We start from the raw sequence: 22,991 nt of genomic DNA on the forward strand, positions 1-22,991 counted from the left end.
CGGGCGCGGTGTCGCACACCGCGCCCGCCGGCCCCCATCCGAATCGGAGGTGACGACCCATGGCGGCCCTGCTGGTCACCCGACTGGGCCGGGCGGTGATCCTGCTGTTCCTGGTCTCGGTCGCCGTGTTCGGGCTCGTCCTGCTCATCCCGGGCGACCCGGCCGTCACGATCGCCGGCGAGGACGCCTCGCCGCAGCAGCTCGACTCGATCCGCGCCGAACTCGGCCTGGACGAACCCCTGCCCGTGCAGTACGGCCAGTGGCTCTCCGGCGCCGTCACCGGCGACCTGGGCACCTCCTTCCACACCCGGGTCCCGGTCACCGAGTCGATCCTGGCCCGGTTCCCGGCCACCTTCTCGCTCACGGTCGCCGCGCTCGTGGTGGCCCTCGCGATCGGCCTCAGCTTCGGCCTGGTCGCCGCCGCCCACCGCGGCGGCTGGCTCGACCGGGCGCTCACCGTCACCAGCACGGCCGGCATCGCCGTACCGCACTTCTGGCTCGGCATGGTCCTGATCCTCGCCTTCGCGCTCACCTGGACCCTCTTCCCGGCGGTGGGCTACGTGCCGTTGACCGACGACCCGGTCGGCTGGCTGCGCCACATCACCCTGCCCGCGGTCACCCTCGGGGTGGCGGCCGCGGCCGAACTGGCCCGCCACACCCGCAGCGCGATGGCGGAGGTGCTGCTGCAGGACTACCTGCGGACCGCGCGGGCCAAGGGGGTGCGGCGCCGGACGAGAATGCTCAAACACGCCCTGCGCAACGCGGCCGTGCCCATCGTGACCGTGCTCGGCTTCCAGGTCTCCCTGCTGCTCGGCGGTTCGGTGATCATCGAGCGGATGTTCGGCATCCCCGGCCTGGGCAGCCTCGCCATCGACGCCGTGCAGTACAACGACCTGCCGGTGCTGCAGGGGGTGGTGCTGGTCTCCGCCCTCGTGGTGGTGATCGTGAACCTGCTCACCGACGTGGCCTACGGCCTGCTCAACCCGAAGGTCAGGCTCGCGTGAGCGCCCCGACCACCACCGGACCGGCACCGGCCGCCCCCACCCCCCGGCGCCGGTTCCTACGCCGCTTCCTGCGCCACCGACCGGGCGTCGTCGCCGCGGCGCTGCTGCTGGTCATCGTGCTCGTCGCGATCGCCGCGCCACTGCTGGCCCCGGACGACCCGCTGGCCCAGAACCTCGACGGGGTGCTGCTCCCGCCGGACGCCGACCACCTGCTCGGCACCGACGACCTCGGCCGGGACGTGCTGAGCCGGCTGCTCTACGGCACCCGCATCTCGCTGCTCGCGGCGTTGCAGGGCACCGGAATCGCGATTCTGCTCGGGGTGCCGGCCGGGCTGCTGGCGGGCTACTTCGGCGGCTGGCTGGACCGCGTGATCATGACCGTGACCGACGCGGTGATGGCCTTCCCCGCCCTGGTGCTCGCGGTCGCGCTGGCCGGGGTGCTCGGCCCCAGCCTCACCAACGCGATGCTCGCGGTCGGCGTCGTGATGGCGCCCCGGGCGCTGCGCCTGGTCCGGGCCGCCGTCCTGGAGGTACGCGAGGAGACCTACACCGAGGCGTCGCGCAGCATCGGCTCCTCGGTGACCCGCATCCTGCGCCGGCACGTGCTGCCCAACATCGCCCCGCCGCTCGTCGTCTTCACCGCGATCACCGCCGGGCACGTGATGCTGGTGGAGGCCGGCATGAGCTTCATCGGGGTCGGGGTGCAGCCGCCGGACGCGAGCTGGGGTGCCATGCTCGGCGGTGGGTTCCGCTTCATCACCCGGGCACCGACTCTGATCATCTTCCCCGGTCTCGCGATCGCGCTCGCCGTCTTCGCCTTCACCCTGCTCGGCGACGGCATCCGCGACTCCATCGGACGAGAGGAGCGGCGATGACGGCACCGGTACTCGAGGTACGCGACCTGGCCGTCGAGGTGGCCACCGACCGCGGCTGGCTGACGGTCGTCGACGGCGTCGACTTCGAGGTGGCCGCCGGCGAGACGCTCGGCATCGTGGGCGAATCCGGCTCCGGCAAGACGGTGACCGGGTTGGCGGTCACCGGCCTGCTGGAACGGTCGGCGCGGATCCGGCGCGGCAGCGTCCGACTCGGCGGTGAGGAGCTGGTCGGACGCCCGGAGCGGGCGCTGGAGGACATCCGGGGAAACCGGATCAGCATGATCTTCCAGGAGCCGATGACAAGCCTCAACCCGGCCTACCCGGTGGGTGAGCAGATCGCCGAGGGGGTCCGCCGGCACCGCGGGCTCGGCCGGCGGGCGGCGTACGGGGCCGCCGTCGCGGCGCTGGAGCGGGTCGGCATCGCCCGGGCCGCCGACCGGGCCCGCAGCTACCCGCACGAGTTCTCCGGCGGCATGCGGCAGCGGGTCATGATCGCCATGGCCATCGTCTGCGAACCGCAGGTGCTCATCGCCGACGAGCCGACCACCGCGCTCGACGTGACCATCCAGGCCCAGATCCTCGACCTGCTGCGCCAGATGCGCGACGACCTCGGCCTGGCGCTGGTGCTCGTCACCCACAACATGGGGGTGGTCGCCGACCTCTGCGACCGGGTGGCGGTCATGTACGCCGGGCAACTGGTCGAGGTCTCGCCGGTCGAGGAGCTGTTCGAGAGCCCGCGACACCCGTACACGGAAGGCCTGCTGCGGGCCGTGCCCCGGCTGGAGGAGATCGACGGCAGGCTCTCCTTCATTCCCGGCGGCCCGCCGGAGCCGCACCGGATCCCGGTCGGCTGCCGCTTCCACCCGCGCTGCGCCTACCGGCACGACAGGTGTTGCGAGGCACCGGTGCCGCTGGTCGCCGCCGGGGCGCGGGCGGTCCGCTGCGTCCGTGCCGCCGAGCTGGACCTGACCGGGGTGCGGCCATGAGCGACCTGCTGCGGGTGGCGGACCTGGCCGTCACGTTCGCCGTCCGGTCCCGGCGACTGCGCCGGCAACGGCTGCGGGTGCGGGCCGTCGACGGGGTGAGCCTCACGGTCGCGCCGGGCGAGACGCTCGCCGTCGTCGGCGAGTCCGGGTCGGGCAAGTCCACAGTGGCCCGCGCGATCCTGCGGCTGGTCCGCCCCGACGCCGGCACCGTCTGGCTGGACGGCGCCGACGTCAGCCGCTACTCGGCGCGGGAGTTCCGCAAGGTCCGCGCCAGCGTGCAGATGGTTTTCCAGGACCCCTACTCGTCGCTGGATCCGTCGATGACGGTGGCCGACAGCGTGGCCGAGCCGCTGGAGGTGCACACCAGCCTGACCCGGGCCGCCCGGCAGCGCCGGGTCGCGGAGCTGTTCGACCTGGTCGGCCTCGCCGACCACCACCTGCACCGCTACCCGTACGAGTTCTCCGGCGGGCAGCGGCAGCGGATCGCGATCGCCCGCGCCATCGCCGTCGATCCCCGCCTGGTCATCTGCGACGAGGCGGTGAGCGCGCTCGACGTCTCCACCCAGAACCAGATCATCAACCTCCTCGGTGACCTGCGTACCCGGCTCGGCATCGGCTACCTGTTCATCTCGCACGACCTGGCCGTGGTGCGCAACCTCGCGGACCGGGTGGCCGTGATGTACCTGGGGCGGATCGTCGAGGAGGGTCCGGTCGCGCGGGTCTTCAGCGACCCCGCCCACCCCTACACGAAGGCTCTGCTGACCGCCGTCCCGGTGGCGAACCCGGCGCGGCAACGCCAACGGGAACGGGTGCCGCTGCTGGGTGAGGTGCCCGACGCGACGAATCCGCCGACCGGCTGCGCGTTCCACCCGCGCTGCCCGTTCGCGCTGCCGGTCTGCGCCACCGACCGGCCAGCACCGGTCGCCGTGCCCGGCGGCGGCCTCGCCGCCTGCCACCTGCTGGACCCGCCGGCGGACATGCCGCCAGGCTGAACGGGACCGTTGGCGAGCGCGGCCGGGTTGCGCAGACTGCCGGCATGCCGCTGACCGAGGAAGACCTGATGCACGTACCCGGCCTGTTGAGCCGGTGGGCGCTGCTGCCCGGCGGGGTACGCGCGCACTACGTCACGGCGGGCGAGACCGGACCGGCGGTCGTGCTGCTGCACGGCGGAATCGCCGGCTCCTCCGGCCTGGCCGGCTGGCGCAGCGTCGCGGGCTTCCTCGGCGCCAACGGTTTTCGCGTCTACTGTCCCGACCTGCCGGGGTTCGGGCTGACCGTCGACGCCGCCGACTTCTACCGGGCCGGGCCGGTCGGGCACCGCGACTTCGTCCACGATTTCGCCGACGCCCTGGTGCTCGACCGGTTCCACCTGGGCGGCAACTCGATGGGCTGCGCGGTGGCCGCGTACTTTCTGGTCACCCATCCGCACCGGGTGACCTCCTTCGCGCTGGTCGCCGGCAGCGTCGGCGACCTGGTCGCCGACCCGCCGGTGCCGACCGCCAACGGGCGCGCCCGCACCCGGCGGTTCGACGGCACCGCCGCCTCGATGCGGGAGATGCTCACCTCGATCGTGCTGGACCCGGCGACCATCTCCGACGACCTGGTGGAGATGCGGACCCGGCACGCGCTCCGCAACGAGGCCGCCTACCGGCGGCACCAGCAGGCCCCCCGCGACGCGACCACCGCGGTGGCGCTGGCCACGAAGGGGCGGCTGGACCGCCTCGGCATCCCGGGAATCTACGTGTACGGCCGCCAGGATCGGCTCATCTCGGCCGAGGACCGCGGGTACGCCCAGGAGGACGCCCTCCCCGGGGTGCAGTTCTTCTACCCCGACCGGTGCGGCCACCAGGCCCAGACGGACCGGCCGGACGTGGTCGGTCCGCTGCTGCTCGAACTGTTCCGCGACGGCGTGGTGTCCGGTCCGACCGCCGAGTCGGCCGGCGTCTCCGACCGCCGTCCGGTGAACCCCGATCTCGTCGCCGCCGCAAAGGAGCACCCGTGAACCCGACGACGGAACGGCTCGCGCCGTGCATCGAGGATCCGGCCCTGCAGCACTCGATCGAGCAGTTCCTCTTCGACGAGGCCGACCTGCTCGACAGTTGGCGCTTCGACGACTGGCTCACCCTGATGGCGCCCGACGTCCACTACTGGATGCCGACCCGCTCCAACCGGCTGGCCCGGGAGCGGGACCGGCAGATCGCGGCTCCCGACGAGGCGGCCTACTTCGACGAGAACTTCGACCACCTGCGGCAGCGGGTGTTCCGGCTCAACACCGGCTTCGCCTGGTCGGAGGAGCCGCCGTCGCGGACCCGCCACCTGATCACGAACGTCCGGGTCCGGCCGGGCCGAATCTCCGACGAGTACGCCGTCGAGTCGAGCTTCTACGTCTACCAGACCCGGATGGAGCGCGACCTCGACGTCTTCGTCGGCAAGCGGTTCGACCTGCTACGGCGGGCCGACAACCCGTACGGCTGGCAGCTGGTCCGGCGCAAGGTGCTGTTGGACATGGCGACGCTGATGGCCAAAGGTCTGTCGATCTTCTTCTGAGGAGTCAGGGTGATGGGTGACATCTACGGGCTGGGTTACGTCGGCCTGCGGTCCGAGAAGATCGAGCAGTGGCGGGACTTCGCCACCACCGTGCTGGGCATGCAGGTCGCCGAACCGCCCGCCGGGGAAGAGGATTCGCTCTACCTGCGGATGGACGAGCGGGCCTGGCGGTACGCGGTGGCGCCCGGGCCGGAGGATCTGGACTACGTCGGCTGGGAGGCGCGTGGCCCGGACGAACTCGACCGGCTGGCCACCGCCCTGATCGCCGCGGGCTACTCCGCCGAGGAGGCGCCGGACCTCGCGGTCACCCGCCGGGTGGCCCGGGTGGTCCGCAGCGCCGACCCGGCCGGCAACCCGGTCGAGCTGTTCTGCGGCGCACGCGAGACCCGCGCGCCGTTCAGTTCACCGACCGGGGTGCGGTTCGTCACCGGCGACCTGGGCATCGGGCACGTCGTGCTCGGCATGCCCGACCTCGCCGAGGCTAAGCGGTACTACCTGTCCACGCTGGGCTTCCGGGTCAGCGACACCCACGGCACCACCCACTTCTGCCACGTCAACGGCCGGCACCACAGCCTCGCCTTCCGCGCCGAGCCGGGCGAGCCGAGCACCTTCAAGCACTGCATGGTCGAGGTCGCCGACCTGGACATGGTCGGCCGGACCCTCGACATCGTGAACTCCGGGGCGGCGCCGCTGGCCAACGGGCTCGGCCGGCACAGCAACGACCAGGCCGTCTCGTTCTACGTGAAGACCCCGTCGGGCTTCGAGGTCGAGTACGGCGCCTGCGCACGACTGGTCGACGACGGCTGGACGACCCGGACCTACGAGTCAACAAGCATGTGGGGTCATCACCGGCTGCTGCCGGTCACCGGGGTGTGACCGGCGGCGGCCGGCGGGCCGGCTTTCTCGGGCGCGGGCGCGGCTGCCTGGGCCGGCGCGGGTTCCGGGGCCGGCGTCAGCAACGCCTCCAACACCTCGATCGCCTCGACCAGCACGGCCCGCTGGCGGTCGTCGAGCAGTTCGATCCGCTGGGCGAACCGCGCGGTACGCGTCTCCCGCAGCTGATCGAGTAGCTGCTGGCCGGCGTCGGTGACGCAGACGAACGAGGAGCGCCGGTCCTGCGGGTCGACGATCCGGCTCACCAGCCCGCGCGTCTGCAGCCAGTCGATTCCCTTGCTCAGGGTGCCCGGCGCGACGCCCTCCCGCTCGGCCAGCTCGCCCAGCCGCAGCGGCCCGTACGCCTCGATCGTGACCAGGTTGGAGAGCTGCGAGGGCGTCAGCTCGCCGTCCTGGTTCTGCCGGAACTGCCGGTAGAGGCGACCGACGACGACCCGGAGCCCGGAGGCGAGGTCGGTGGTCCGCGGCGCCGGTTCCATACCGGACATGCTACGCCTGCGCGCCGACCTGGTCGGACACCCACGTTCCGACCTCTGGAACGACGCGGTTCTGCCCGGTCTGCCGCCGTGGAAGCCTCCGATCCGTCGATGGGAGGTGGTGCGGCGTGGGTCGTGTCCCGTGTGCGGTGCTCGGGTCGGGCAATATCGGCACCGACCTGATGTACAAGCTGATCCGCTCACCCGAGCTCGAACTCACCGCCGTGGTCGGCATCGACCCGGCCTCCGAGGGGCTGGCCCGGGCCCGGCACCGCGGCCTCGACGCGCCGGCCGAGGGGGTCGACTGGATCCTGGCCCACCCCGACCAGTGCCGCATCGTCTTCGACGCGACCTCCGCCGCGGCCCACCGCGCGGCCGCGCCCCGGCTGGCCGACGCCGGGCTGCGCAGCCTCGACCTGACCCCGGCCAAGGTCGGCCCGGGCGTCGTGCCGGTGGTGAACCTGGACGCGCACCTCGACGCCCCCGACGTCAACCTGGTCACCTGCGGCGGCCAGGCGACGATCCCGATCGTGGCCGCGGTCTCCGCCGTCACCCCGGTGCCGTACGCCGAGATCGTCTCCACCATCTCCAGCCGCTCGGCCGGACCCGGCACCCGGCAGAGCATCGACGAGTTCACCCGGACCACCGGCGCCGGCCTGGTGACGATCGGCGGCGCCCGGCACGGCAAGGCCATCATCATCCTCAACCCGGTGAAGCCGCCGATGCTGATGCGCTGCGCCGTCTTCTGCGAGATCGCCGACGACGCCGACCAGGCGGCCGTGCGGGCCTCGATCGTGGCGACCGCCGCCCGGGTGGCGGCCTACGTGCCGGGCTACCGGGTCCGCGGGGAGCCGGTCTTCGACCCGGGCCGGGTGACCGTCTTCGTCGAGGTGGAGGGGGCCGGCGACTACCTGCCCACGTACGCCGGCAATCTCGACATCATGACCGCGGCGGCGGTGGCGGTGGGCGAGCGGGTGGCACTGCGCTCGGAGGTCTCGGCATGACGGCCCGGCTGACCGCGGCCCAACAGGCCGGCCTGGTGGTGGTCGACTCGACGCTGCGCGACGGCAGCCACGCGATAAGCCACCAGTTCACCACCGGTCACGCCGCCGCCGTCGCGGGCGCGTTGCAGACCGCGGGCGTCCCGGTCATCGAGGTGAGTCACGGCGACGGCCTGGGCGGCTCGTCGCTGTCCTACGGCCGGTCCGCCGTCGACGAGCTCGCCCTGGTGGCGGCGGCCGCCGAGGCCGCACCGGACGCGGCGATCGCGGTGCTGCTGCTGCCCGGCATCGGGGTCGGCGAGGACCTGCGGCGGGCCCGCGACGCCGGGGCCCGGATGGCCCGGGTGGCGACCCACTGCACGGAGGCCGATGTCGGCATCCAACACCTCGGGCTCGCCCGCGACCTGGGCCTGACGGCCGTCGGGTTCCTGATGATGGCCCACCGCAGCAGTCCTGAGGAGCTGGCCGGGCAGGCCCGGATAATGGCCGACGCCGGGGCGCAGGTGGTCTACGTGACCGACTCGGCCGGCGCGCTGACCCCGGCCGAGGTCCGCGACCGGGTCGGCGCGCTCCGGGCCACCCTGCCGGCCGAGGTGGCGATCGGGATCCACGCCCATCACAACCTCAACCTGTCGGTCGGCAACTCGCTGGCCGCGGTGGAGGCCGGCGCGACCTGGATCGACGGCTGCCTCGCCGGGATGGGGGCCGGCGGCGGCAACACCCCCACCGAGTCGTTGGTCGCGGCCCTGGGACGCGGCGACCGTCCGGTCGACATCGCGTTGATGCCGTTGCTGGACGCCGCCGACGACATCGTGCGCCCGCTGCTGCCCCGACCGCTGACCATCGACCGGGAGGTCACGATCCTCGGGGTCGCCGGGGTCTACTCCTCGTTCCTGCGGCACGCGGAACGGGCCGCCGAACGGTTCGCCGTACCGGTCGCGGAGATCCTGCTGGAGGCCGGTCGACGGGAGGCCGTCGGCGGGCAGGAGGACCTGCTCATCGAGATCGCCGCGGAACTGTCCACCACCGGCTGAGTGGGAGTCACCCGATGCGCCGCGGCGACCTCGCGGCACCGTGTCCCGCCAGGGTGAACGCCGCCGTTGAGGCCCGCCCACCGGGCGACCTACGGTGGCGCGCATGAACGCTGAGCCGATGACGACCTTCCCCGCCCAACGGCTGCACCGGGTCGGCGTGGTGGTCAAGGACCTGCGGACCGCGGCCCGCAACTACGCCGAGATCTTCGGGATCGACAACTGGGCGGTGTCCGAGCTCGGGTCCGACCGGCTCTCCTCGACCACGATCCGGGGCCGGGTGGTGCGGCACAGCTACCGGACGGCGGTCGGCACCACCCCGTCCGGCGTGGTCACCTTCGAGCTGGTCGAGGCCGGTCCCGGCGAGAGCACCTTCACCATCCAGCGCTGCTCGCGGGGGCCGGGGGTGCACCACCTCACGCTGGCCGTGGTCGACGAGGAACGCGCGGCGGCGGTCGAGGAGTTCCTCGCCAGCCGCGGCGTGCCGGTCGCCCAGACCGGGCTGGTGGACGGCACCCTGCGGCACCTCGACTTCGACACCCGTGCCCTGCTCGGCGGCTACTACCTGCGGCTCGCCGTCGACCTGGACGGCACCCACCCGGACGGTGGGCCGCCCGCCGACGAGCGGTGGGACCTCTCCGGCGAGTACGCCCGCCCCGCCGGGGTGGAGCCGATGGAGGTCAGCCAGCTGCACCACTTCGGCGTGGTGGTGAACGACGTGGTCGGGTCGGTGGCCCGCTACGCCGACGTGTTCGGCATCAAGAGCTGGAACTTCATGAACTGGCGGACCGAGCCGGGTCGGCTGGACAACCCGTTCTACAAGGGAGCGCCGGTCAACCACGAGTACTTCTGCGGCATGGGTTTCGACTTCCGCGAGTTCGGTTTCGAGATCATCCAGCCCACCTTCGGGCCCAGCCACTACCGGGAGGACTTCCTCCGCGAGGTGGGCGAGGGCGTGCACCACATGCAGCTGTTCTACCCGCGCGACGCCGACCACTGGCAGCAGGTCGCCGACTGGCTGGCGCCGCTCGGCGTACCGGTGGTGATGGGCTCGACCCTGCGCGGCGGCGCGACGACGTTCTACTACCTGGACACCCGCGAGGCCCTCGGCGGCTGGACGATCGAGGCGACGCTGCGGCACGCCGGCGCCGATCCGGCGAAGCGCGTCTACGACTTCGTCTCCACCTTCGACTGATTTGTCTCCACCTTCCACTGAGGAGTCAACCGATGCCGATCCGGGTCGTGGTCAACACCCATGCCGACGAACACACCGTGGACGAGCTGACCGCGTACTGGCGTGACAAGTGCCGGACCTGCGAGGGCGAACGCGGCAACCTGCAGTACGAGGTGTTCCGCAGCATCACCCATCCGGAGAACTTCGCGCTGCTGGAGCTCTGGGCCGACCAGGAGTCCTACGACGAGCACTGGGCCGCCGAGCTGGCGCGCAAGAAGCCGCTGCCGCGGCGGGCGCCGCGCCGGGTGGGCCGCGACGGCGTGGAGTTCTACTTCGACCAGCGCTACTACGTCTACGTCGACGGCCGCTGGCAACCGAAGGAGTAGTCGGCGGCCGCTGACAGCCGAAGGGCTAGGAGAGCCGGTTGACCGGCACCGATTCGTCGGTGAGCCGGTCGGGTGCCACGGCCGCCCGGGCGGCGACCAGTTTGGTCGCCATCCGCAGTTCGCGCGGCCGTCCGATGGCCGCCGCGGCCGTCACGACGCCGTCCCGCATCCAGAAGACGGTGGCCGAGCCGGCCGCCAGGTCGCCCCGGACCACCGTCGGCAGACCCGCTTCGGGCTCCCCGACGACCTGCAGGTTGTGCCCCACCTGATCGGTCCAGAACCACGGCGGCGCGGCCGGCGGCCCGGCGGCGCCGACGATCGCCGCGGCCACCGTCGCGCCCTGGTCGATCGCCGACCGCCAGTGCTCGCGGCGGACCGGGCCGCCGCGCCACGCACACGGCCGGTACGCGACGTCGCCGGCCGCCCAGATGTTCGGCGCCGAGGTGCGGCCCGTCGCGTCGACCCGGATCCCCTCGGGGTCGACGTCGAGGCCGGCCGCGACGGCGATCCCGGTGCGGGGCACCATTCCCACCCCGGCCACGATCAGGTCGGCCGGCACGGACCCGCCGTCGCCGAGCCGCACCCGGCCCGGTGCGGTGTCACTCGGCGGGTCGATGCCGGCGATCGGGACCCCGCACCGCAGGTCGACTCCGGCGTCCCGGTGCCGGCCGGCCAGCCAGTTCCCGAGCAGGCCGCCGAGGGCCGCGAACGGCCGCGGCGCCACGTCGAGCACGGTGACCGAGCAGCCCGCCGCGGTGGCGGTGGAGGCGAGCTCGCCGCCGATGAAGCCGGCACCGATCACCACCAACCGGGCGCCCGGCCGCAGCCGGTCCCGAATCCGGCGGGCGTCGGCGAGGGTCCGCAGGTAGTACACCCCGTCCGGGTCGCCCGGCAGCCGCCGGGCGGCGCCGCCGGTGGCGAGCAGCAGGTGGTCGGCGGCGAACCGCTCGCCGTCGTCGACGGTCACCCCGACCCGGGCCCCGGTCTCGACCCGGGTCACCGTCCGGCCGGGCCACAACTCGATGCCCCGGTCGGCCAGGTGACCGGCCGGATGCAGCCACGGCGGGTCACCGCCGCGCAGGAAGGACTTGGACAGCGGGGGCCGGTCGTACGGCTGGTGTGGCTCGTCGCCGAGCACCACGATCCGACCGTCGTAACCGCGGTCGCGCAACGCCAGGGCGGCGCTGGTGCCACCGATGCCGGCTCCGACGATGACGACGGTCATGGCCGGGAGATCAGTTGGGCGGCGTGCCGGACGGCCTCGACCGAGCGGTCGGGCACCAGCCGGCCGGCGGGTACCGACAGCGAGAGCGCGCCGGTCACCACGCCGTGTTCCAGGATCGGTGCGCCGACGCAGGTGAGCCCTAGCCGGGCCTCCTGCCGGTCGACCGCGTACCCGGTCCGCCGGGCGGTCGCCAGTTCGTTGGCGAGCCGCGTCGGGTCGGTGATCGTACGCGGAGTCAGCGGGGTCAGTCCGCCGGCCACCACCTCGGCGACCGTCTGGGCGTCGGCTCGGGACAGCATCGCCTTGCCGACCGCCGTGCAGTACATGGGCATCAGGCCACCCACTGTGGACGGGGAGTCGAGGTGGTTGTGGCCGTAGATCTTCTCCAGGTACAGCACCTGGTGGCCGTGCGGCACGGCGAGCTGGATCGTGGCGTGGGTGGCCTCGTAGAGGTCCTGCATGTGGGGCAGCGCGCGGTCGCGCAGCTTGCGGGGCCGGCAGACCGGCACCAGGTTGCCGAGCCGGAACAGCTGCGCGCCGAGCAGCCAGCGGTCGCCCTCGCGCTCGACCAGGCCGTGGCTTTCCAGGATGCAGAGGAGTCGGTAGGCGGTGGACTTGGCTACTCCGGCGCGGCGGGCTATCTCGCTGACGCCGAGGACGCCGCTGGTGCCGTTGCTGAAGGTGTTGAGCAGCGCGAGTGCCTTACCCACGCTGGTGCTGACGTCGGTGCCATCGGCCGGCCCGGAAGGCCGCCTGGCGTCGGGTCGTACGAGGGTGGAGGTGGTCATTGCGCTTCCCCCTGTCCGCTGACGGGCGCGCGGCATCCGCCGCCGCCTGGTCGCTCGGCTGCCGGGTGGAGACATGAAATCGAAAGGGGTACGACGCCGTCGCGTCGAGTTATTTGGCTAAGCGAAATATTAACCTGCCGGCAACATCTAGACAATAGCCTGAGCAGGGATTACTCACGGTCAACCGAGCTGGCGGGCCGAACCGACCGACTCATTGCCAGCGGTCCCAGACCTCGGTCGGCACCGCGCCCGGATCGACCGCCGCCGCGAAGTGCGCGTGCGCCTGCGGCAACAGCTGACCGGCGTAGAAGTCGGCGGTCAGCAGCCGACCCCGCGCCACCGGATCACCGTCGGCCGTCGCCGCCGCCCCGGCCGCACCCCGCGCGAGCAGCCATCCCCCGAGCACCAGACCGAAACCGCGCAGATAGGGGGTGGCGCCCGCGGGCGAGACCCGCGCGGTCGACCGGGTCAGCGTCGCGGCCGCCGCGGACAGGGCCGCACCGAGCCGCGCCAACCGGGCCGGCAGCTGGCGTACGGTCTGGTCGATCTCTGCGAAGAGCGCCTGGACGGCCAAGCCGCCGTCCGCGCCCAGCTTGCGCCCGACCAGGTCCAGCGCCTGGATGCCGTTGGTCCCCTCATAGATCGGGGTGACCCGGACGTCGCGGTAGTACTGGGCGACCCCGGTCTCCTCGACGAAGCCCATCCCGCCGTGCACCTGGATCGCCAACGAGGTGAGCTCGACCGCGGTGTCGGTGCACCAGGCCTTCACGATCGGCGTCAGCAGGTCGGCCCGGGCCGCCGCGGCGGCCCGGGCCGCCGCGACCGGATGATGCGCCGCGAGGTCGATCGCGTACCCGGTCAGATAACACATCGCGCGCATCGCCTCGATCGACGCCTTCATGGTCAGCAGCATCCGCCGTACGTCCGGGTGGGCGGTGAGCACGGCCGGCGCCCCGGCGAACCGGCCCTGCTGGCGCTGCCGAGCGAAGGTGACCGCCTGCTGGAAGGCCCGTTCCGCGACGCCCAGCCCCTGCACCGCCACGCCCAGCCGGGCGTCGTTCATCATGGTGAACATCTGCCGCAGCCCGGTGTGCGGCGCGCCGACGATCTCCGCCTCGGCGCCCGCCCCCGCCGCGCCGAAGACCATCGTGCAGGTGGGGGCGGCCCGGATGCCGAGCTTGCGCTCCAGCCCCACCGCCCGCACGTCGTTACGGCGACCGTCGGCCGTCCATTTGGGAACGAGAAAGAGCGACAGGCCCCGGGTGCCCGGCGGCGCGTCCGGGGTGCGGGCCAGCACCAGGTGCACGATCTGCTCGGTGAGATCGTGATCGCCGTAGCTGATGAAGATCTTCTGCCCGGTGAGCCGGTAACCGGCGCCGTCCGGCACCGCCCGGGTCGCGATCGGACCCAGATCGGAGCCGGCCTGCGGCTCGGTGATCGCCATCGTCCCCAGCCACTCGCCGGTCACCAACCGCGGCAGGTAACGCTCGCGCTGCCCGGCGGAGCCGTGACTGGCCAGCACCTGGGCCACTCCGCCGGCCAACGTCGGCGCCATCGAGAGCGCCAGGTTGGCCGCCGTCAGCAGTTCCCGGGCCGCCACCCCGACGGTGAGCGGGAAACCGCCGCCACCGTGGTCGACCGGCTGGGTGAGCGCCCCCCATCCGGCCTCGACGTACCTGCGGTACGCCTCGCGCACCGCCACCGGACACCGGACGCCGTCGGCCGTCAACGTCGCGCCCTCGACGTCGCCGGTCCGGTTCGTCGGCGCCACCACCTCCGCGGCGAACCGCCCCGCCTCGTCGAGCACGCTCGCGACCGTCGCCGGATCGGCGTGCTCGAACGGCTCCAGCGCGCGGAGCTCGGCGACCGGGACGATGTGCGCCAGGGTGAACGCGATGTCCGCCAGCGGCGGCCGGTAGCCGGCCGCCAAGACCCGGGTCACCGGGCCGCCGCCTCGGCCGGGTGCCGGCCCGCCCCGGCCGCGTGCCGGCCCGCCAGCCGGCCGGTCACCAGCGCGGTCGCCAGGCCGCCGGCGTAGCCGCCGTTGCTCACGTTGCCGACGTCGCAGCCCGCCGCGTACAGGCCGGGCAGGCACACCTCGCGGAACTCGCTCAGCTCGGTGATGAACCCGGCGATCAGTGAGCTGCTGCCGGCCCGGCGCAGCACCCGGGCGTGCTCGTCCACCGCCAGCCCGCCCATCGTGAAGGTGATCGCGGCCTGCACCCCCACCGCGAGGTACGGCGGCCGGGCCAGCCCTTCGGCATGACCGGTGCGGGGCGGCGTCAGGGCCGCGGCACGTCCCTCGGCGCAGGCCGCGTTGAACTCCGCAAGCGTCCGGCGTACGTTGCCCGCCGGGAGGCCGTGGCCGGCCAACCGCTCGGCCAACTCGGTCACGCTCTCACCGGTCACCACCGGGGCGCCCCGGTCCCGGGCCCACTCGACGGCCACCCGGGTCAACCGGCGCCCGGGCCGCGCCTCCTCGCCCGCCACCCGGGCGTCGACGACGTAGAACCCGCGCCCCTCCGGCTGCGCGGCCAGCGCCTGGTTCAGCGCCTCCTCACCCGTGCCGGCCGACTCGTCGGCGAACCGCCGGCCGAACAGGTTGAGCGCCACCGCCTTCTCGCCGTAGATCTGGCTGGCGTCCCGGAACTCCAGCGGCCGGAACCGGGTCGGCGGGGCGGGCAGCGCATGGCCGTAGAACGTCTCCAGGCCGGCACTCGCCGCCGCGCCGACCTCGGTCGCGGCGAGGAAGCCGTCCCCGGTGCTCCAGCTGTTGGCCCGCAGCAGCAGGTTGCCCGGGGCATGTGTCACGTACCGGCGGAGCAGCTCCGGATTGCCCTGGAAGCCACCGGTCGCCAGGATCACCGCGTCGGCCCGGCGGGTGCCCGTCGCGCCGGCCGCGTCGACCGTCCGGACGCCGGCCACCGCACCGGCCGCGTCGACCTCGATCCGCTCCACCGCCGTCTCCAGCACCAGCGAGCCACCCAGCCGGTCGAACGCGGCGCGCAGCGCACCGAGCACCTGCGGCGGGTCCGAGCGCTGCCCCCGCCCGTACCCGAAGACGTTCTCCATCGGGCGGAACACCGCGCCGTGGCCCGCCAGCCACTGCCGGCCGGCGTCCAGTCGCTCGTGCACCAGACCCTGCAGCACCGGGTTCCCGGCCGGGATGGCCGCCTCGAACTCGGCCAGGTCGTCGAAGGTCCAGACCAGCCCGCCGGAGAGCGCCGTCGAGCCCCCGATCTCGGGCGCCTTCTCCAGCACGATGACCTCGGCGCCACCTTCGAGCGCGGAAACCGCGGCGGTCAGGCCGGCCAGACCCGCGCCGCAGACCACCACCGACCGTCCGACCACCATGCCCGTCTCCCGTCGTCGGATCCGGACGCTAGGTCGCTGTGGGGCCGGGGCACCACCGATCGTTCAGGACCGCAGAACGCGGAACCCCTGCGATCCCGTTCCACCGTGCGGTCCGGCCGGCTGTGTGCGCCGCACACCCCGGCCCAGACTGAGCCGGTCACCGACCCGAGGAGCGGTCACCGACCCCGAGGAGCGCAAGATGACCCGGCCTGGCACCGACGATCTGGGCGGCGCCGTCACGGTGATCACCGGGGCCAGCCGCGGCATCGGCCGAACACTGGCCCGGGAGCTGGCCGCCGCGGGTGCCCGCGTCGCCGCCGCGGCCCGCGACCGGGTCGGCCTGGACACCCTCGTCGAGGAGATCACCGCGGCCGGCGGTGAGGCGGTCGCGGTGCCCACCGACATCTCCGACGCCGCCTCGGTGGACGGGCTCTTCGACGCCGTGGCCGACCGGTTCGGGCGGGTCGACGCGCTCGTCAACAACGCCGGCATCATCAGCTACGAACCGCTCACCGAGACCGACCCGGCCACCTGGGACCGGATCTTCGCCGTCAACGTGCGCGGCACCTTCCTCTGCACCCGGGCCGCGCTGGGCAAGCTGGAACGCGGCGGCTCGATCGTCAACATCGCCTCGGTCTTCGGCACCACCCCGGTCCGTGGCTACGGCGCGTACTGCGCCTCAAAGGCGGCGATCCTGCAGCTGACCCGGGTGGCGGCGGCGGAGAACGCCCGCCGCGGCATCCGGGTCAACGCGGTCGCCCCCGGCTACGTCGAATCCGACTTCAACGCCGAGTCCTTCGCCGACCCGGCCGTCCGCGAGGCCGTCGAGCGGCGCATCCCGCTCGGCCGGATCGCGACGGCGGACGAGCTGGTGCCGATCGTGCGCTACCTCTGCTCCCCGAACTCCGCCTACGTGACGGGCTCGGTCGTCACCGTCGACGGCGGGTTCTCGCTGCGATGAACGGGGGCCAACGGTGTCGGATCTGAGCCTTGCCGGCGTACGGGTGCTGGAGCTGTCGGAGGGTTGGTCGGCGACCGCCATCTGCGGACGACTCCTGGCCGACCTCGGCGCCCGGGTGGAGAAGCTGGAGCCGGCCGGCGGCGATCCGGTCCGCCGCCTCGGCCCCGGGCCGGACGGCGGCGACTCGCTGCTGGCCACCTCGCTGCACCTGGGCAAGGAATGCCGGCGGGTGCCCTGGCCGGACCGGCCCGACGAACTCGGGGTCCGGGTCCGCAACCACGCGGCCGGGGCGGACATCGTGCTCGTCGACGACGTCTGGCTGCGCCGCCTCGCGCCCTACGGGCTGGGTGACGAGAACGGCTGGCGGGAACTCGATCCGCGCCTGGTGACCGCCGTCAGCTCGGCCTTCGGGCAGGGAGCAGAAGGCCGCCGCCGGCACGCGAGCGAGCTCGTCCTGCAGTCGGTCGGCGGGATCACCGCCCTCAACGGCCACGCCGACAGCCCGCCCAGCCGGGCCGGCATCCCGCTCGGCGCCAGCGTCTGCGCGCTGCTGACCTGCGGAGCGGCGCTGGCCGCCCTGCTGCGCCGGGACGCCGGGGGCGACGGGGCCTGGATCGACATCGCCGGGTTCGACGCGATGCTGATGATGCAGGGCAACTTCCTGCCCGCCTACTTCGACTCCGGCAAGCTGCCGAGCCGGGTCGGCAACGTCCAACTGCTCTCCGCGCCGTGGAACACCTACCCCACCGCGGACGGGGAGATCGTGATCGTCGCGATCTCGGAGAATCTCTGGCACCGGCTGCTGGGGGTGATCGGACGGACCGACCTCGTCGGCAACCCCCGGTACCGGGGCAAGCTCAACCGGGTCCGGCGGCGAGCCGAGGTCGACGGCATCATCGCGGCCTGGACCTCGACCCGGACCTCGGCCGAGGTGGCCGCCGCCATGGACGCGGCGCGGGTGGCGGTCGGCGAGGTACGCACCATCGGACACCTGCTCGCCGACGACCATCTCACCGAGCGCGGGCTCGTCCGCACCGCGACCGTCGACGGGCGTACCGTGCCGGTCTGGGGGTCGTTCTTCCGCATCGAGGATGCCGGCGAGCCGGCGCCGGGACCTCAGCCTCCCACCGCCGCCGGGCAACCGCCCCTCGCCGGCATCCGGGTGCTGGAGATGGGTGGGCACACCGCCGGTGGGCTCGCCACCCGGATGCTGGCCGACCTCGGCGCCGATGTCATAAAGGTGGAGCTGCGGCAGGGCGACAACGCGCGGGAGACCGCCCCGGTGCTGGCCGACGGCAACGCGTACCTGTGGCACTTCTGGAACGTGGGCAAGCGGTCCGTCGTGATCGACGTCGCCGACCCGCGCGGGCACGCGCTGCTGCGCCGGCTGATCGCCAGCAGCGACGTGTTCTGCGAGAACATGGCGCCCGACACCGTCGAGAAGCTGCGCCTGACCGACGCCGACCTGCGGGACGCCAATCCGCGGCTGGTCTACTGCGCGATAAGCGGATTCGGCTGGCGCGGAGGACGCAAGTACCGGCGGGCCTTCGACGCCGTGCTGCAGGCCGAGGCGGGCATCATGTCGGTGACCGGCGAGCCCGGCGGGCGGCCGGTGAAGACCGGTCCCTCGGTGGTCGACAACACCGTGGCCCTCGGCTCGGTGGCCGCCGTCGTCGCCGCCCTGCACCGGCGCCGCCGCACCGGCGCCGGCGCCTTCGTCGACCTGGCACTCTTCGACACCGCCGCCTGGCTCACCACCGAATGGTGGCCGTCCGCGTGGACCGGCGGCGCGCCGGCGCCGGTCGGCAACCGGCACCCGTACCACGCCCTGCACAACGCCTACCCGAGCAAGGACGACCGGTGGGTCGCGGTCACCGCCGAGACCGAGGACGAGCGGGCGGCGGCTCGGGAGCTGTTCGGCCTGGACGCCGACGAGACCGGCTGGGACGCCGCGGTCGCCGGGTACGTGGCCGGCCGGCCGGCGGCGACCGTCGTGCAGGAGTGTCAGCAGGTCGGGATCGCGGCCGGTCTCGTCAACGACCTGCCCGAGGTGATCGAGCACCCGATCACCGCGGAGCGGCGGATGGTCCTCGACATCGAGATCACCCCCACCGACAGCTGCCACGTGATCGGCAGCCCGTTCAAGTTCGGCGCCGAGTCGACGCTGCTGGCGGAGCGCCGGCGGGTGCCCGGACTCGGCGAACACACCGACGAGATCCTGCGCGAACTCGGGATCGACGACCAGGAACGCGCGGCGCTGCGGGAGGCCGGAGTGACCGCACCCAGCCAGGAGGCGAGACATTGACCGAGGTCGCCCAGATAGAGGCCCCCGTACCACCGGAGGACATCTCCGACGAGGTACGTGCGCTGATCGGCACGATGAGCGCGTGGTGGACGGCGCCGGAGCCGATCGACCGCTCCTACCTCCGCCGGTTCGCCGACGCCACCTTCAACGACGAACCCGTCCACCGCGACGAGCGCGCGGCGCGCGCCGCGGGCTATCCCGACGTGGTCGGCCCACCCACCGCGATCGTCCGCTACCCGCACGGCGGCCTGGAGATCCGGCCACCGAACCAGGTCTTCAAGGACATGGTCCAGGTCCTCGTCTACGGCGGCCGGACCCACGTACACGGCGGGACCCGGCTGCGGATCTTCCGGCCGCTGCAGGTCGGGGACGTGGTGTCACAACGGACCCGGCTCCGCGAGGTCGCGATGAAACAGGGCCGCAAGGGCCGGATGGGAATGATCGTCCGGGAGACGGTCTACGTGAACCAGTTCCGCGAGGTGCTGGCCCACACCCAGCAGATCGAGTTCGAGCTACCCTAGGAGACCCAGCGTGCGCTACTTCGACGATGTCGCCGTGGGCGACCAGCTCGGCCCGAGGACAACCGGGCCGGTCACGACGTCGCACATCGTGCGGTTCTCCACCTCGGTCGAGACCTTCTACCCGCTGCACCACGACGCCGACTGGGTCCGCGAGCGGGGGATGCCCGGCATCCTGATCGCCGGCCCGTTCAAGCACGCCCTGCTGGTGTCGCTGGTGACCGAGTGGTCCGGACCCGAGGCGTTCGTCCGGGAAGCCGACTGCTCGCACCGCGGCATCGACTACCCCGGCAGCACCTTCACCGCCACGGGCGTGGTGACCCGGGTCTGGGAAGCCGAAGGGCTCGGCCACGTCGAGTGCGAGATCGACCTGACGAACGACAAGGGGGAGCGGACCTGCCACGGCCGGGTGGTCACCGTGCTGCCCCGCAGGGGACACGGCCACGTGCTGAAGATCTTCGAGCCCGATCCCGAGCTGTACGAGTGGGCGTTCGCCGACGACACCGTCCCGGCCCAGCGGTGAGCGCCGTGTTCTCCGACATCCGCTACGAGAAGCACCTGCGGGTGCCGGGTGCCGCCTGGATCACCATCAACCGTCCACACCGGATGAACTCCACCACCCAGCAGACCTGGCGGGAGATCAACGCCGCGGTGGAGGACGCCGACGCCGACGCCGAGATCGGCGTCATCGTACTCACCGGCGCCGGCGATCGGGCCTTCTGCGCCGGCGGTGACGTCGGCGAGCACGCCTCCGACGACCCGGCCGCGACCGGCTTCCGCCACCTCGGGCTGCTGCACGGCGGCATCGAGGACACCCTCAAACCGGTGATCGCCCGGGTCTGCGGCTACGCCATCGGCGGCGGCAACCACCTCGCCTACCACTGCGACCTCACCATCGCCTGCGACGACCACGCGGTCTTCGGACAGAACGGCGCCCGGGTGGCGGCGATGACCGCCGGCAACTTCGTCCAGGACCTGGCCTACATCGTCGGTATGAAGAAGGCCAAGGAGCTGTGGATGCTGTGCCGCCGCTACACCGCCCGCGAGGCGGTGGAGATGGGGCTGGCGAACGTGGCGGTCGCACACGAAAGCCTCGACGACGAGGTGGACGGCTGGTGCCGCGAGTTGCTGGAGCGGGCACCCACCAGCCTGGCGCTGATCAAGTACGTCTTCCGGGACGTCTACAAGCCGTTGCGGGACGTCTCCGACCCGGCGCGGTACGTGCGCGAGGTCAACCCCGCCTACTTCGGGGCGGACGGCGAGGCGGCGGAGGGCAAGCGGGCGTTCAAGGAGAAGCGGCCGCCGAACTTCGGGGCGTACCGGGCGCACATCAGTGGGCGGCTACGCCGGGAGCGCCTCGCCGACGAGGCGTGAGCGGCTCTTTTCCGCACCCCGCGACTACCCGATGGTGGTCGCGGGGTGCGCCTCGTGCAGGGTGCGCGCCAACCGGTGCGCGGACCGGGTCGCATCCGCGATCGTCCCCGGCGTCACGCAGTCGCCGACCTGGTGCGAGCCGGCCACCACCTCGATCAGGGAACGCTCCGGCTCGCGCCGACCGGCCCGCACCACAAGTTCATCGGGGCCGGTGACCGGGCCTGCGTTACCAGCGGTCTGCACGGTGCCGCCGGCGGCGCGCAGGCGGTCGAGCAGCGCGCGGCGGGTGAGGGTCTCGCAGGCCGCGCCGGCCACCGGGCCGTCGGCCACCAGGCGCACCCGGTAGCCGGTGCCGGCCAGTAGCGCCGCGATCTGCAGCGGCTCGGGACCAGGGTCGTCGGCGATCACCGCCACCGCCGTACCGGGCGGGGGCCGACGCAGCAGGTCCGCGGTGGCCGGCCGGGCGCCGGTGGCGACCACCACGGCCGCGTGGTCACCGGCGAGGTCACGCAGGGTTGCCGCGTCGACGTTCATGCCGCATTCGACCGTCACCCCGCGATCGGCGAGGGTGGCTACCGCGTAGTCGACGTACCGCCCGAACATTCCGGCGGTGAGGAGATCGCTGTAGAGCGCGACCTGGCCGCCCGGCACCGGCTCCCGCTCCTTGATGGTGACCGGATGGCCGAGCCGGGACGCCTCCAGGGCGAACGCCAGCCCGGCGACGCCGGCACCGATCACCAGGAACGCGGGTCCGCCGGGCGGACCGGGCGGCTCGTCCTCGGTGCCGAGGGCGAGGGCGGGGTTGACCGCGCACTCGATGCCGACGTTCGTCGTCACGCCGCCGCCCGCGAAGCAGGAGTTGCACGCGATGCACGGTCGCGGCCGGCCGGTGCCGACCACGGCCAAGAGGCCGGAGCCGGCCACAGGAGAGGAGCCGGCGCCGGCCACAGGAGAGGACCCGGCGCCGGCCACAGCCGAAGGTCCCGTGCCGATCGGGGGTGGGCGGCCGGTGCCGGTCGGGGGCGGCAGATGGCGTGGCCAGTCCGGGTCCGCCAGGAGAGGACGGCCGAGCCCGATGATGTCGGCCGCGCCGTCGCGGACCACCGCTCGGGCCGCCTCGTGGTCGCCCAGCCGGTTGGCGGCCACCACCGGTACCGTTGCGCCGACGGCGGCCCGCACCTTCGCCGCCAGCGGCACCAGCGGCCCGTCCCCTACCGGATAGGCGGAGATCGCACGTTCCAGCGTGCCGTAGTTGCCCGCGCTGACGCTCAGGTAGTCGACCAGGCCCTCGGTGGCCAGGCCGTGGGCGGTCTCCAGCGCCTCCCCCACGCCGATGCCGTCCACAGTGAACTCATCGACCACCAGCCGGAAGCCGACCACCAGGTCGCGCCCGACCCGGTCGCGTACGGCGCGGAGCACCTCGTACGCCAGCCGGCGCCGGGCGACAGCCGATCCGCCGTACCGGTCGGTGCGCCGGTTGGTCAACGGCGACAGGAACTGGTGGATGAGGAACCCGTGCGCGCCGTGCACCTCGACGCCGTCCACCCCGGCCCGCCGACAGCGGTCGGCCGCGTCCGCGAACGCGGTGACCACGGCGGCCACCTCCGGCCCGGACAGGGCCCGGCTGGGCTGCGTCATTCCCGGCACCGGCAGCCCCGACGGCGACACCGGAACCGGTCCGCCCGGACCGGGCACCAACTGCGCGCCGTTGTGCACCAGCTGGGCCAGGGCCAGGGCCCCGGCGCCGTTCACCGCCGCCGCGAACCGGGCCAGCTCCGGCAGGTCGTCGTCGCCGGCGTTCCTGAGCACCGAGGACTTGTAGACCGAGTCGGCCCGTACCGGGGTCAGGCCGCTGACGATGGCACCCACCCCGCCCGCCGCCCGGCGCCGCCAGTAGGCGAACATCCGGTCCCCGACCCGGTGGTCGACCGCGTACCCGGTGTTCACGGCCACATGCATGATGCGGTTCCGCATCATCCGCCGCCCCACCCGGATCGGATCGCCGAGCTCTGCCACCGGCCGAGCCTATGGCGGCCGGGCAGTGCGACGGCAGAGAGCGTGCCACAGGGCGGACCAGGGCGTTGCTCCCCCA

22 protein-coding genes are annotated in these 22,991 nt (G+C 73.2%); 16 read left to right on the forward strand and 6 right to left on the reverse strand.

What is annotated here, in order from left to right; genetic code table 11:
• Nucleotides 1-59 precede the first annotated feature (59 nt).
• The 7 genes from O7627_RS34060 to O7627_RS34090 are packed head-to-tail and all read left to right on the forward strand — an operon-like array spanning nt 60 to nt 6,288.
• Nucleotides 60-1,004, forward strand: a complete 945-nt coding sequence (locus O7627_RS34060) for an ABC transporter permease (protein WP_278097535.1) — start codon at nt 60-62, stop codon at nt 1,002-1,004.
• The gene (locus O7627_RS34065) at nt 1,001-1,879 is read left to right on the forward strand and encodes an ABC transporter permease (protein WP_278097536.1); all 879 of its coding nucleotides are present in this window, start codon (nt 1,001-1,003) and stop codon (nt 1,877-1,879) included. Before O7627_RS34060 ends, O7627_RS34065 begins: the two co-directional genes overlap by 4 nt.
• Nucleotides 1,876-2,865: an ABC transporter ATP-binding protein gene (locus tag O7627_RS34070; protein ID WP_278097537.1), complete on the forward strand. Its 990-nt coding sequence runs from the start codon at nt 1,876-1,878 to the stop codon at nt 2,863-2,865. Before O7627_RS34065 ends, O7627_RS34070 begins: the two co-directional genes overlap by 4 nt.
• Complete coding sequence (locus O7627_RS34075; protein WP_278097538.1) at nt 2,862-3,857, forward strand: ABC transporter ATP-binding protein; 996 nt, start codon at nt 2,862-2,864, stop codon at nt 3,855-3,857. Before O7627_RS34070 ends, O7627_RS34075 begins: the two co-directional genes overlap by 4 nt.
• 44 nt (nt 3,858-3,901) lie before the next feature.
• A complete protein-coding gene (locus O7627_RS34080) occupies nt 3,902-4,867 on the forward strand; it encodes an alpha/beta hydrolase (protein WP_278097539.1) in 966 nt (321 codons plus the stop codon).
• Entirely contained in the window at nt 4,864-5,412 is a 549-nt protein-coding gene (locus O7627_RS34085) for a 3-phenylpropionate/cinnamic acid dioxygenase subunit beta (RefSeq protein ID WP_278097540.1), read from the forward strand. Before O7627_RS34080 ends, O7627_RS34085 begins: the two co-directional genes overlap by 4 nt.
• Before the next feature lie 12 nt (nt 5,413-5,424).
• The gene (locus O7627_RS34090) at nt 5,425-6,288 is read left to right on the forward strand and encodes a VOC family protein (protein WP_278097541.1); all 864 of its coding nucleotides are present in this window, start codon (nt 5,425-5,427) and stop codon (nt 6,286-6,288) included.
• Here O7627_RS34090 and O7627_RS34095 read toward each other — a convergent pair.
• Nucleotides 6,258-6,785: a MarR family transcriptional regulator gene (locus O7627_RS34095; RefSeq protein WP_278097542.1), complete on the reverse strand. Its 528-nt coding sequence runs from the start codon at nt 6,783-6,785 to the stop codon at nt 6,258-6,260. The two genes, O7627_RS34090 and O7627_RS34095, sit on opposite strands and share 31 nt — an antisense overlap.
• Before the next feature lie 125 nt (nt 6,786-6,910).
• Here O7627_RS34095 and O7627_RS34100 point away from each other — a divergent pair, with 125 nt between their 5' ends.
• The 4 genes from O7627_RS34100 to O7627_RS34115 all read left to right on the forward strand — a co-directional run bounded on the left by O7627_RS34100 (nt 6,911) and on the right by O7627_RS34115 (nt 10,374).
• Nucleotides 6,911-7,786: an acetaldehyde dehydrogenase (acetylating) gene (locus O7627_RS34100; protein WP_278097543.1), complete on the forward strand. Its 876-nt coding sequence runs from the start codon at nt 6,911-6,913 to the stop codon at nt 7,784-7,786.
• Nucleotides 7,783-8,817 carry a 4-hydroxy-2-oxovalerate aldolase gene (gene dmpG, locus O7627_RS34105; protein ID WP_278097544.1) on the forward strand — a complete coding sequence of 345 codons (1,035 nt, stop codon included), beginning with the start codon at nt 7,783-7,785 and terminating at the stop codon, nt 8,815-8,817. The genes O7627_RS34100 and dmpG overlap by 4 nt, the downstream gene beginning before the upstream one ends.
• Nucleotides 8,818-8,920: 103 nt before the next feature.
• A complete protein-coding gene (locus tag O7627_RS34110) occupies nt 8,921-10,009 on the forward strand; it encodes a VOC family protein (RefSeq protein WP_278097545.1) in 1,089 nt (362 codons plus the stop codon).
• A gap of 32 nt (nt 10,010-10,041) precedes the next feature.
• Nucleotides 10,042-10,374, forward strand: a complete 333-nt coding sequence (locus O7627_RS34115; protein WP_278097546.1) for an antibiotic biosynthesis monooxygenase — start codon at nt 10,042-10,044, stop codon at nt 10,372-10,374.
• 25 nt (nt 10,375-10,399) lie between these two features.
• Here the strand turns inward: O7627_RS34115 and O7627_RS34120 are convergent, their stop codons facing one another.
• The 4 genes from O7627_RS34120 to O7627_RS34135 all read right to left on the reverse strand — a co-directional run bounded on the left by O7627_RS34120 (nt 10,400) and on the right by O7627_RS34135 (nt 15,741).
• Nucleotides 10,400-11,599, reverse strand: coding sequence for an FAD-dependent oxidoreductase (locus tag O7627_RS34120; protein WP_278097547.1), 1,200 nt, complete (start codon nt 11,597-11,599; stop codon nt 10,400-10,402).
• Nucleotides 11,596-12,387, reverse strand: a complete 792-nt coding sequence (locus tag O7627_RS34125; protein ID WP_278097548.1) for an IclR family transcriptional regulator — start codon at nt 12,385-12,387, stop codon at nt 11,596-11,598. Before O7627_RS34125 ends, O7627_RS34120 begins: the two co-directional genes overlap by 4 nt.
• Nucleotides 12,388-12,598: 211 nt before the next feature.
• On the reverse strand, nt 12,599-14,329 hold the full coding sequence (locus O7627_RS34130) for an acyl-CoA dehydrogenase (protein ID WP_278097549.1): 1,731 nt from the start codon (nt 14,327-14,329) through the stop codon (nt 12,599-12,601).
• Nucleotides 14,326-15,741: an FAD-dependent oxidoreductase gene (locus O7627_RS34135; protein ID WP_278097550.1), complete on the reverse strand. Its 1,416-nt coding sequence runs from the start codon at nt 15,739-15,741 to the stop codon at nt 14,326-14,328. The genes O7627_RS34130 and O7627_RS34135 overlap by 4 nt, the downstream gene beginning before the upstream one ends.
• A 199-nt stretch (nt 15,742-15,940) precedes the next feature.
• Here O7627_RS34135 and O7627_RS34140 point away from each other — a divergent pair, with 199 nt between their 5' ends.
• Genes O7627_RS34140 through O7627_RS34160 form a run of 5 tightly spaced genes read left to right on the forward strand, consistent with a single transcriptional unit; the run spans nt 15,941 to nt 20,899 of the window.
• Complete coding sequence (locus tag O7627_RS34140; RefSeq protein WP_278097551.1) at nt 15,941-16,702, forward strand: SDR family oxidoreductase; 762 nt, start codon at nt 15,941-15,943, stop codon at nt 16,700-16,702.
• 13 nt (nt 16,703-16,715) lie between these two features.
• Nucleotides 16,716-19,007, forward strand: a complete 2,292-nt coding sequence (locus O7627_RS34145) for a CoA transferase (RefSeq protein WP_278097552.1) — start codon at nt 16,716-16,718, stop codon at nt 19,005-19,007.
• Nucleotides 19,004-19,528 (forward strand): MaoC family dehydratase N-terminal domain-containing protein, encoded by a 525-nt coding sequence (locus tag O7627_RS34150; RefSeq protein ID WP_278097553.1) that lies wholly within the window; start codon nt 19,004-19,006, stop codon nt 19,526-19,528. Before O7627_RS34145 ends, O7627_RS34150 begins: the two co-directional genes overlap by 4 nt.
• A 10-nt stretch (nt 19,529-19,538) precedes the next feature.
• Nucleotides 19,539-20,048, forward strand: a complete 510-nt coding sequence (locus O7627_RS34155) for a MaoC/PaaZ C-terminal domain-containing protein (RefSeq protein WP_278097554.1) — start codon at nt 19,539-19,541, stop codon at nt 20,046-20,048.
• A 5-nt stretch (nt 20,049-20,053) separates the two neighbouring features.
• Complete coding sequence (locus O7627_RS34160; RefSeq protein WP_278097555.1) at nt 20,054-20,899, forward strand: enoyl-CoA hydratase-related protein; 846 nt, start codon at nt 20,054-20,056, stop codon at nt 20,897-20,899.
• A 24-nt stretch (nt 20,900-20,923) separates the two neighbouring features.
• Here the strand turns inward: O7627_RS34160 and O7627_RS34165 are convergent, their stop codons facing one another.
• Complete coding sequence (locus O7627_RS34165) at nt 20,924-22,915, reverse strand: NAD(P)-binding protein (RefSeq protein WP_278097556.1); 1,992 nt, start codon at nt 22,913-22,915, stop codon at nt 20,924-20,926.
• Between the last annotated feature and the right edge of the window lie 76 nt (nt 22,916-22,991).

This window comes from Solwaraspora sp. WMMD1047, from assembly GCF_029626155.1.
In the GTDB taxonomy this organism is placed as follows: Bacteria; Actinomycetota; Actinomycetes; order Mycobacteriales; family Micromonosporaceae; genus WMMD1047.

Excerpts from the sequence above, each read along its gene's own strand:
- O7627_RS34125 (WP_278097548.1), bottom strand. The coding sequence starts at position 12,387 with ATGACCACCTCCACCCTCGTACGACCCGACGCCAGGCGGCCTTCCGGG.
- O7627_RS34135 (WP_278097550.1), bottom strand. The coding sequence starts at position 15,741 with ATGGTGGTCGGACGGTCGGTGGTGGTCTGCGGCGCGGGTCTGGCCGGC.
- O7627_RS34120 (WP_278097547.1), bottom strand. The coding sequence starts at position 11,599 with ATGACCGTCGTCATCGTCGGAGCCGGCATCGGTGGCACCAGCGCCGCC.
- O7627_RS34095 (WP_278097542.1), bottom strand. The coding sequence starts at position 6,785 with ATGGAACCGGCGCCGCGGACCACCGACCTCGCCTCCGGGCTCCGGGTC.
- O7627_RS34060 (WP_278097535.1), top strand. The coding sequence starts at position 60 with ATGGCGGCCCTGCTGGTCACCCGACTGGGCCGGGCGGTGATCCTGCTG.
- O7627_RS34080 (WP_278097539.1), top strand. The coding sequence starts at position 3,902 with ATGCCGCTGACCGAGGAAGACCTGATGCACGTACCCGGCCTGTTGAGC.
- O7627_RS34090 (WP_278097541.1), top strand. The coding sequence starts at position 5,425 with ATGGGTGACATCTACGGGCTGGGTTACGTCGGCCTGCGGTCCGAGAAG.
- O7627_RS34110 (WP_278097545.1), top strand. The coding sequence starts at position 8,921 with ATGAACGCTGAGCCGATGACGACCTTCCCCGCCCAACGGCTGCACCGG.
- O7627_RS34115 (WP_278097546.1), top strand. The coding sequence starts at position 10,042 with ATGCCGATCCGGGTCGTGGTCAACACCCATGCCGACGAACACACCGTG.
- dmpG (WP_278097544.1), top strand. The coding sequence starts at position 7,783 with ATGACGGCCCGGCTGACCGCGGCCCAACAGGCCGGCCTGGTGGTGGTC.
- O7627_RS34070 (WP_278097537.1), top strand. The coding sequence starts at position 1,876 with ATGACGGCACCGGTACTCGAGGTACGCGACCTGGCCGTCGAGGTGGCC.
- O7627_RS34075 (WP_278097538.1), top strand. The coding sequence starts at position 2,862 with ATGAGCGACCTGCTGCGGGTGGCGGACCTGGCCGTCACGTTCGCCGTC.
- O7627_RS34140 (WP_278097551.1), top strand. The coding sequence starts at position 15,941 with ATGACCCGGCCTGGCACCGACGATCTGGGCGGCGCCGTCACGGTGATC.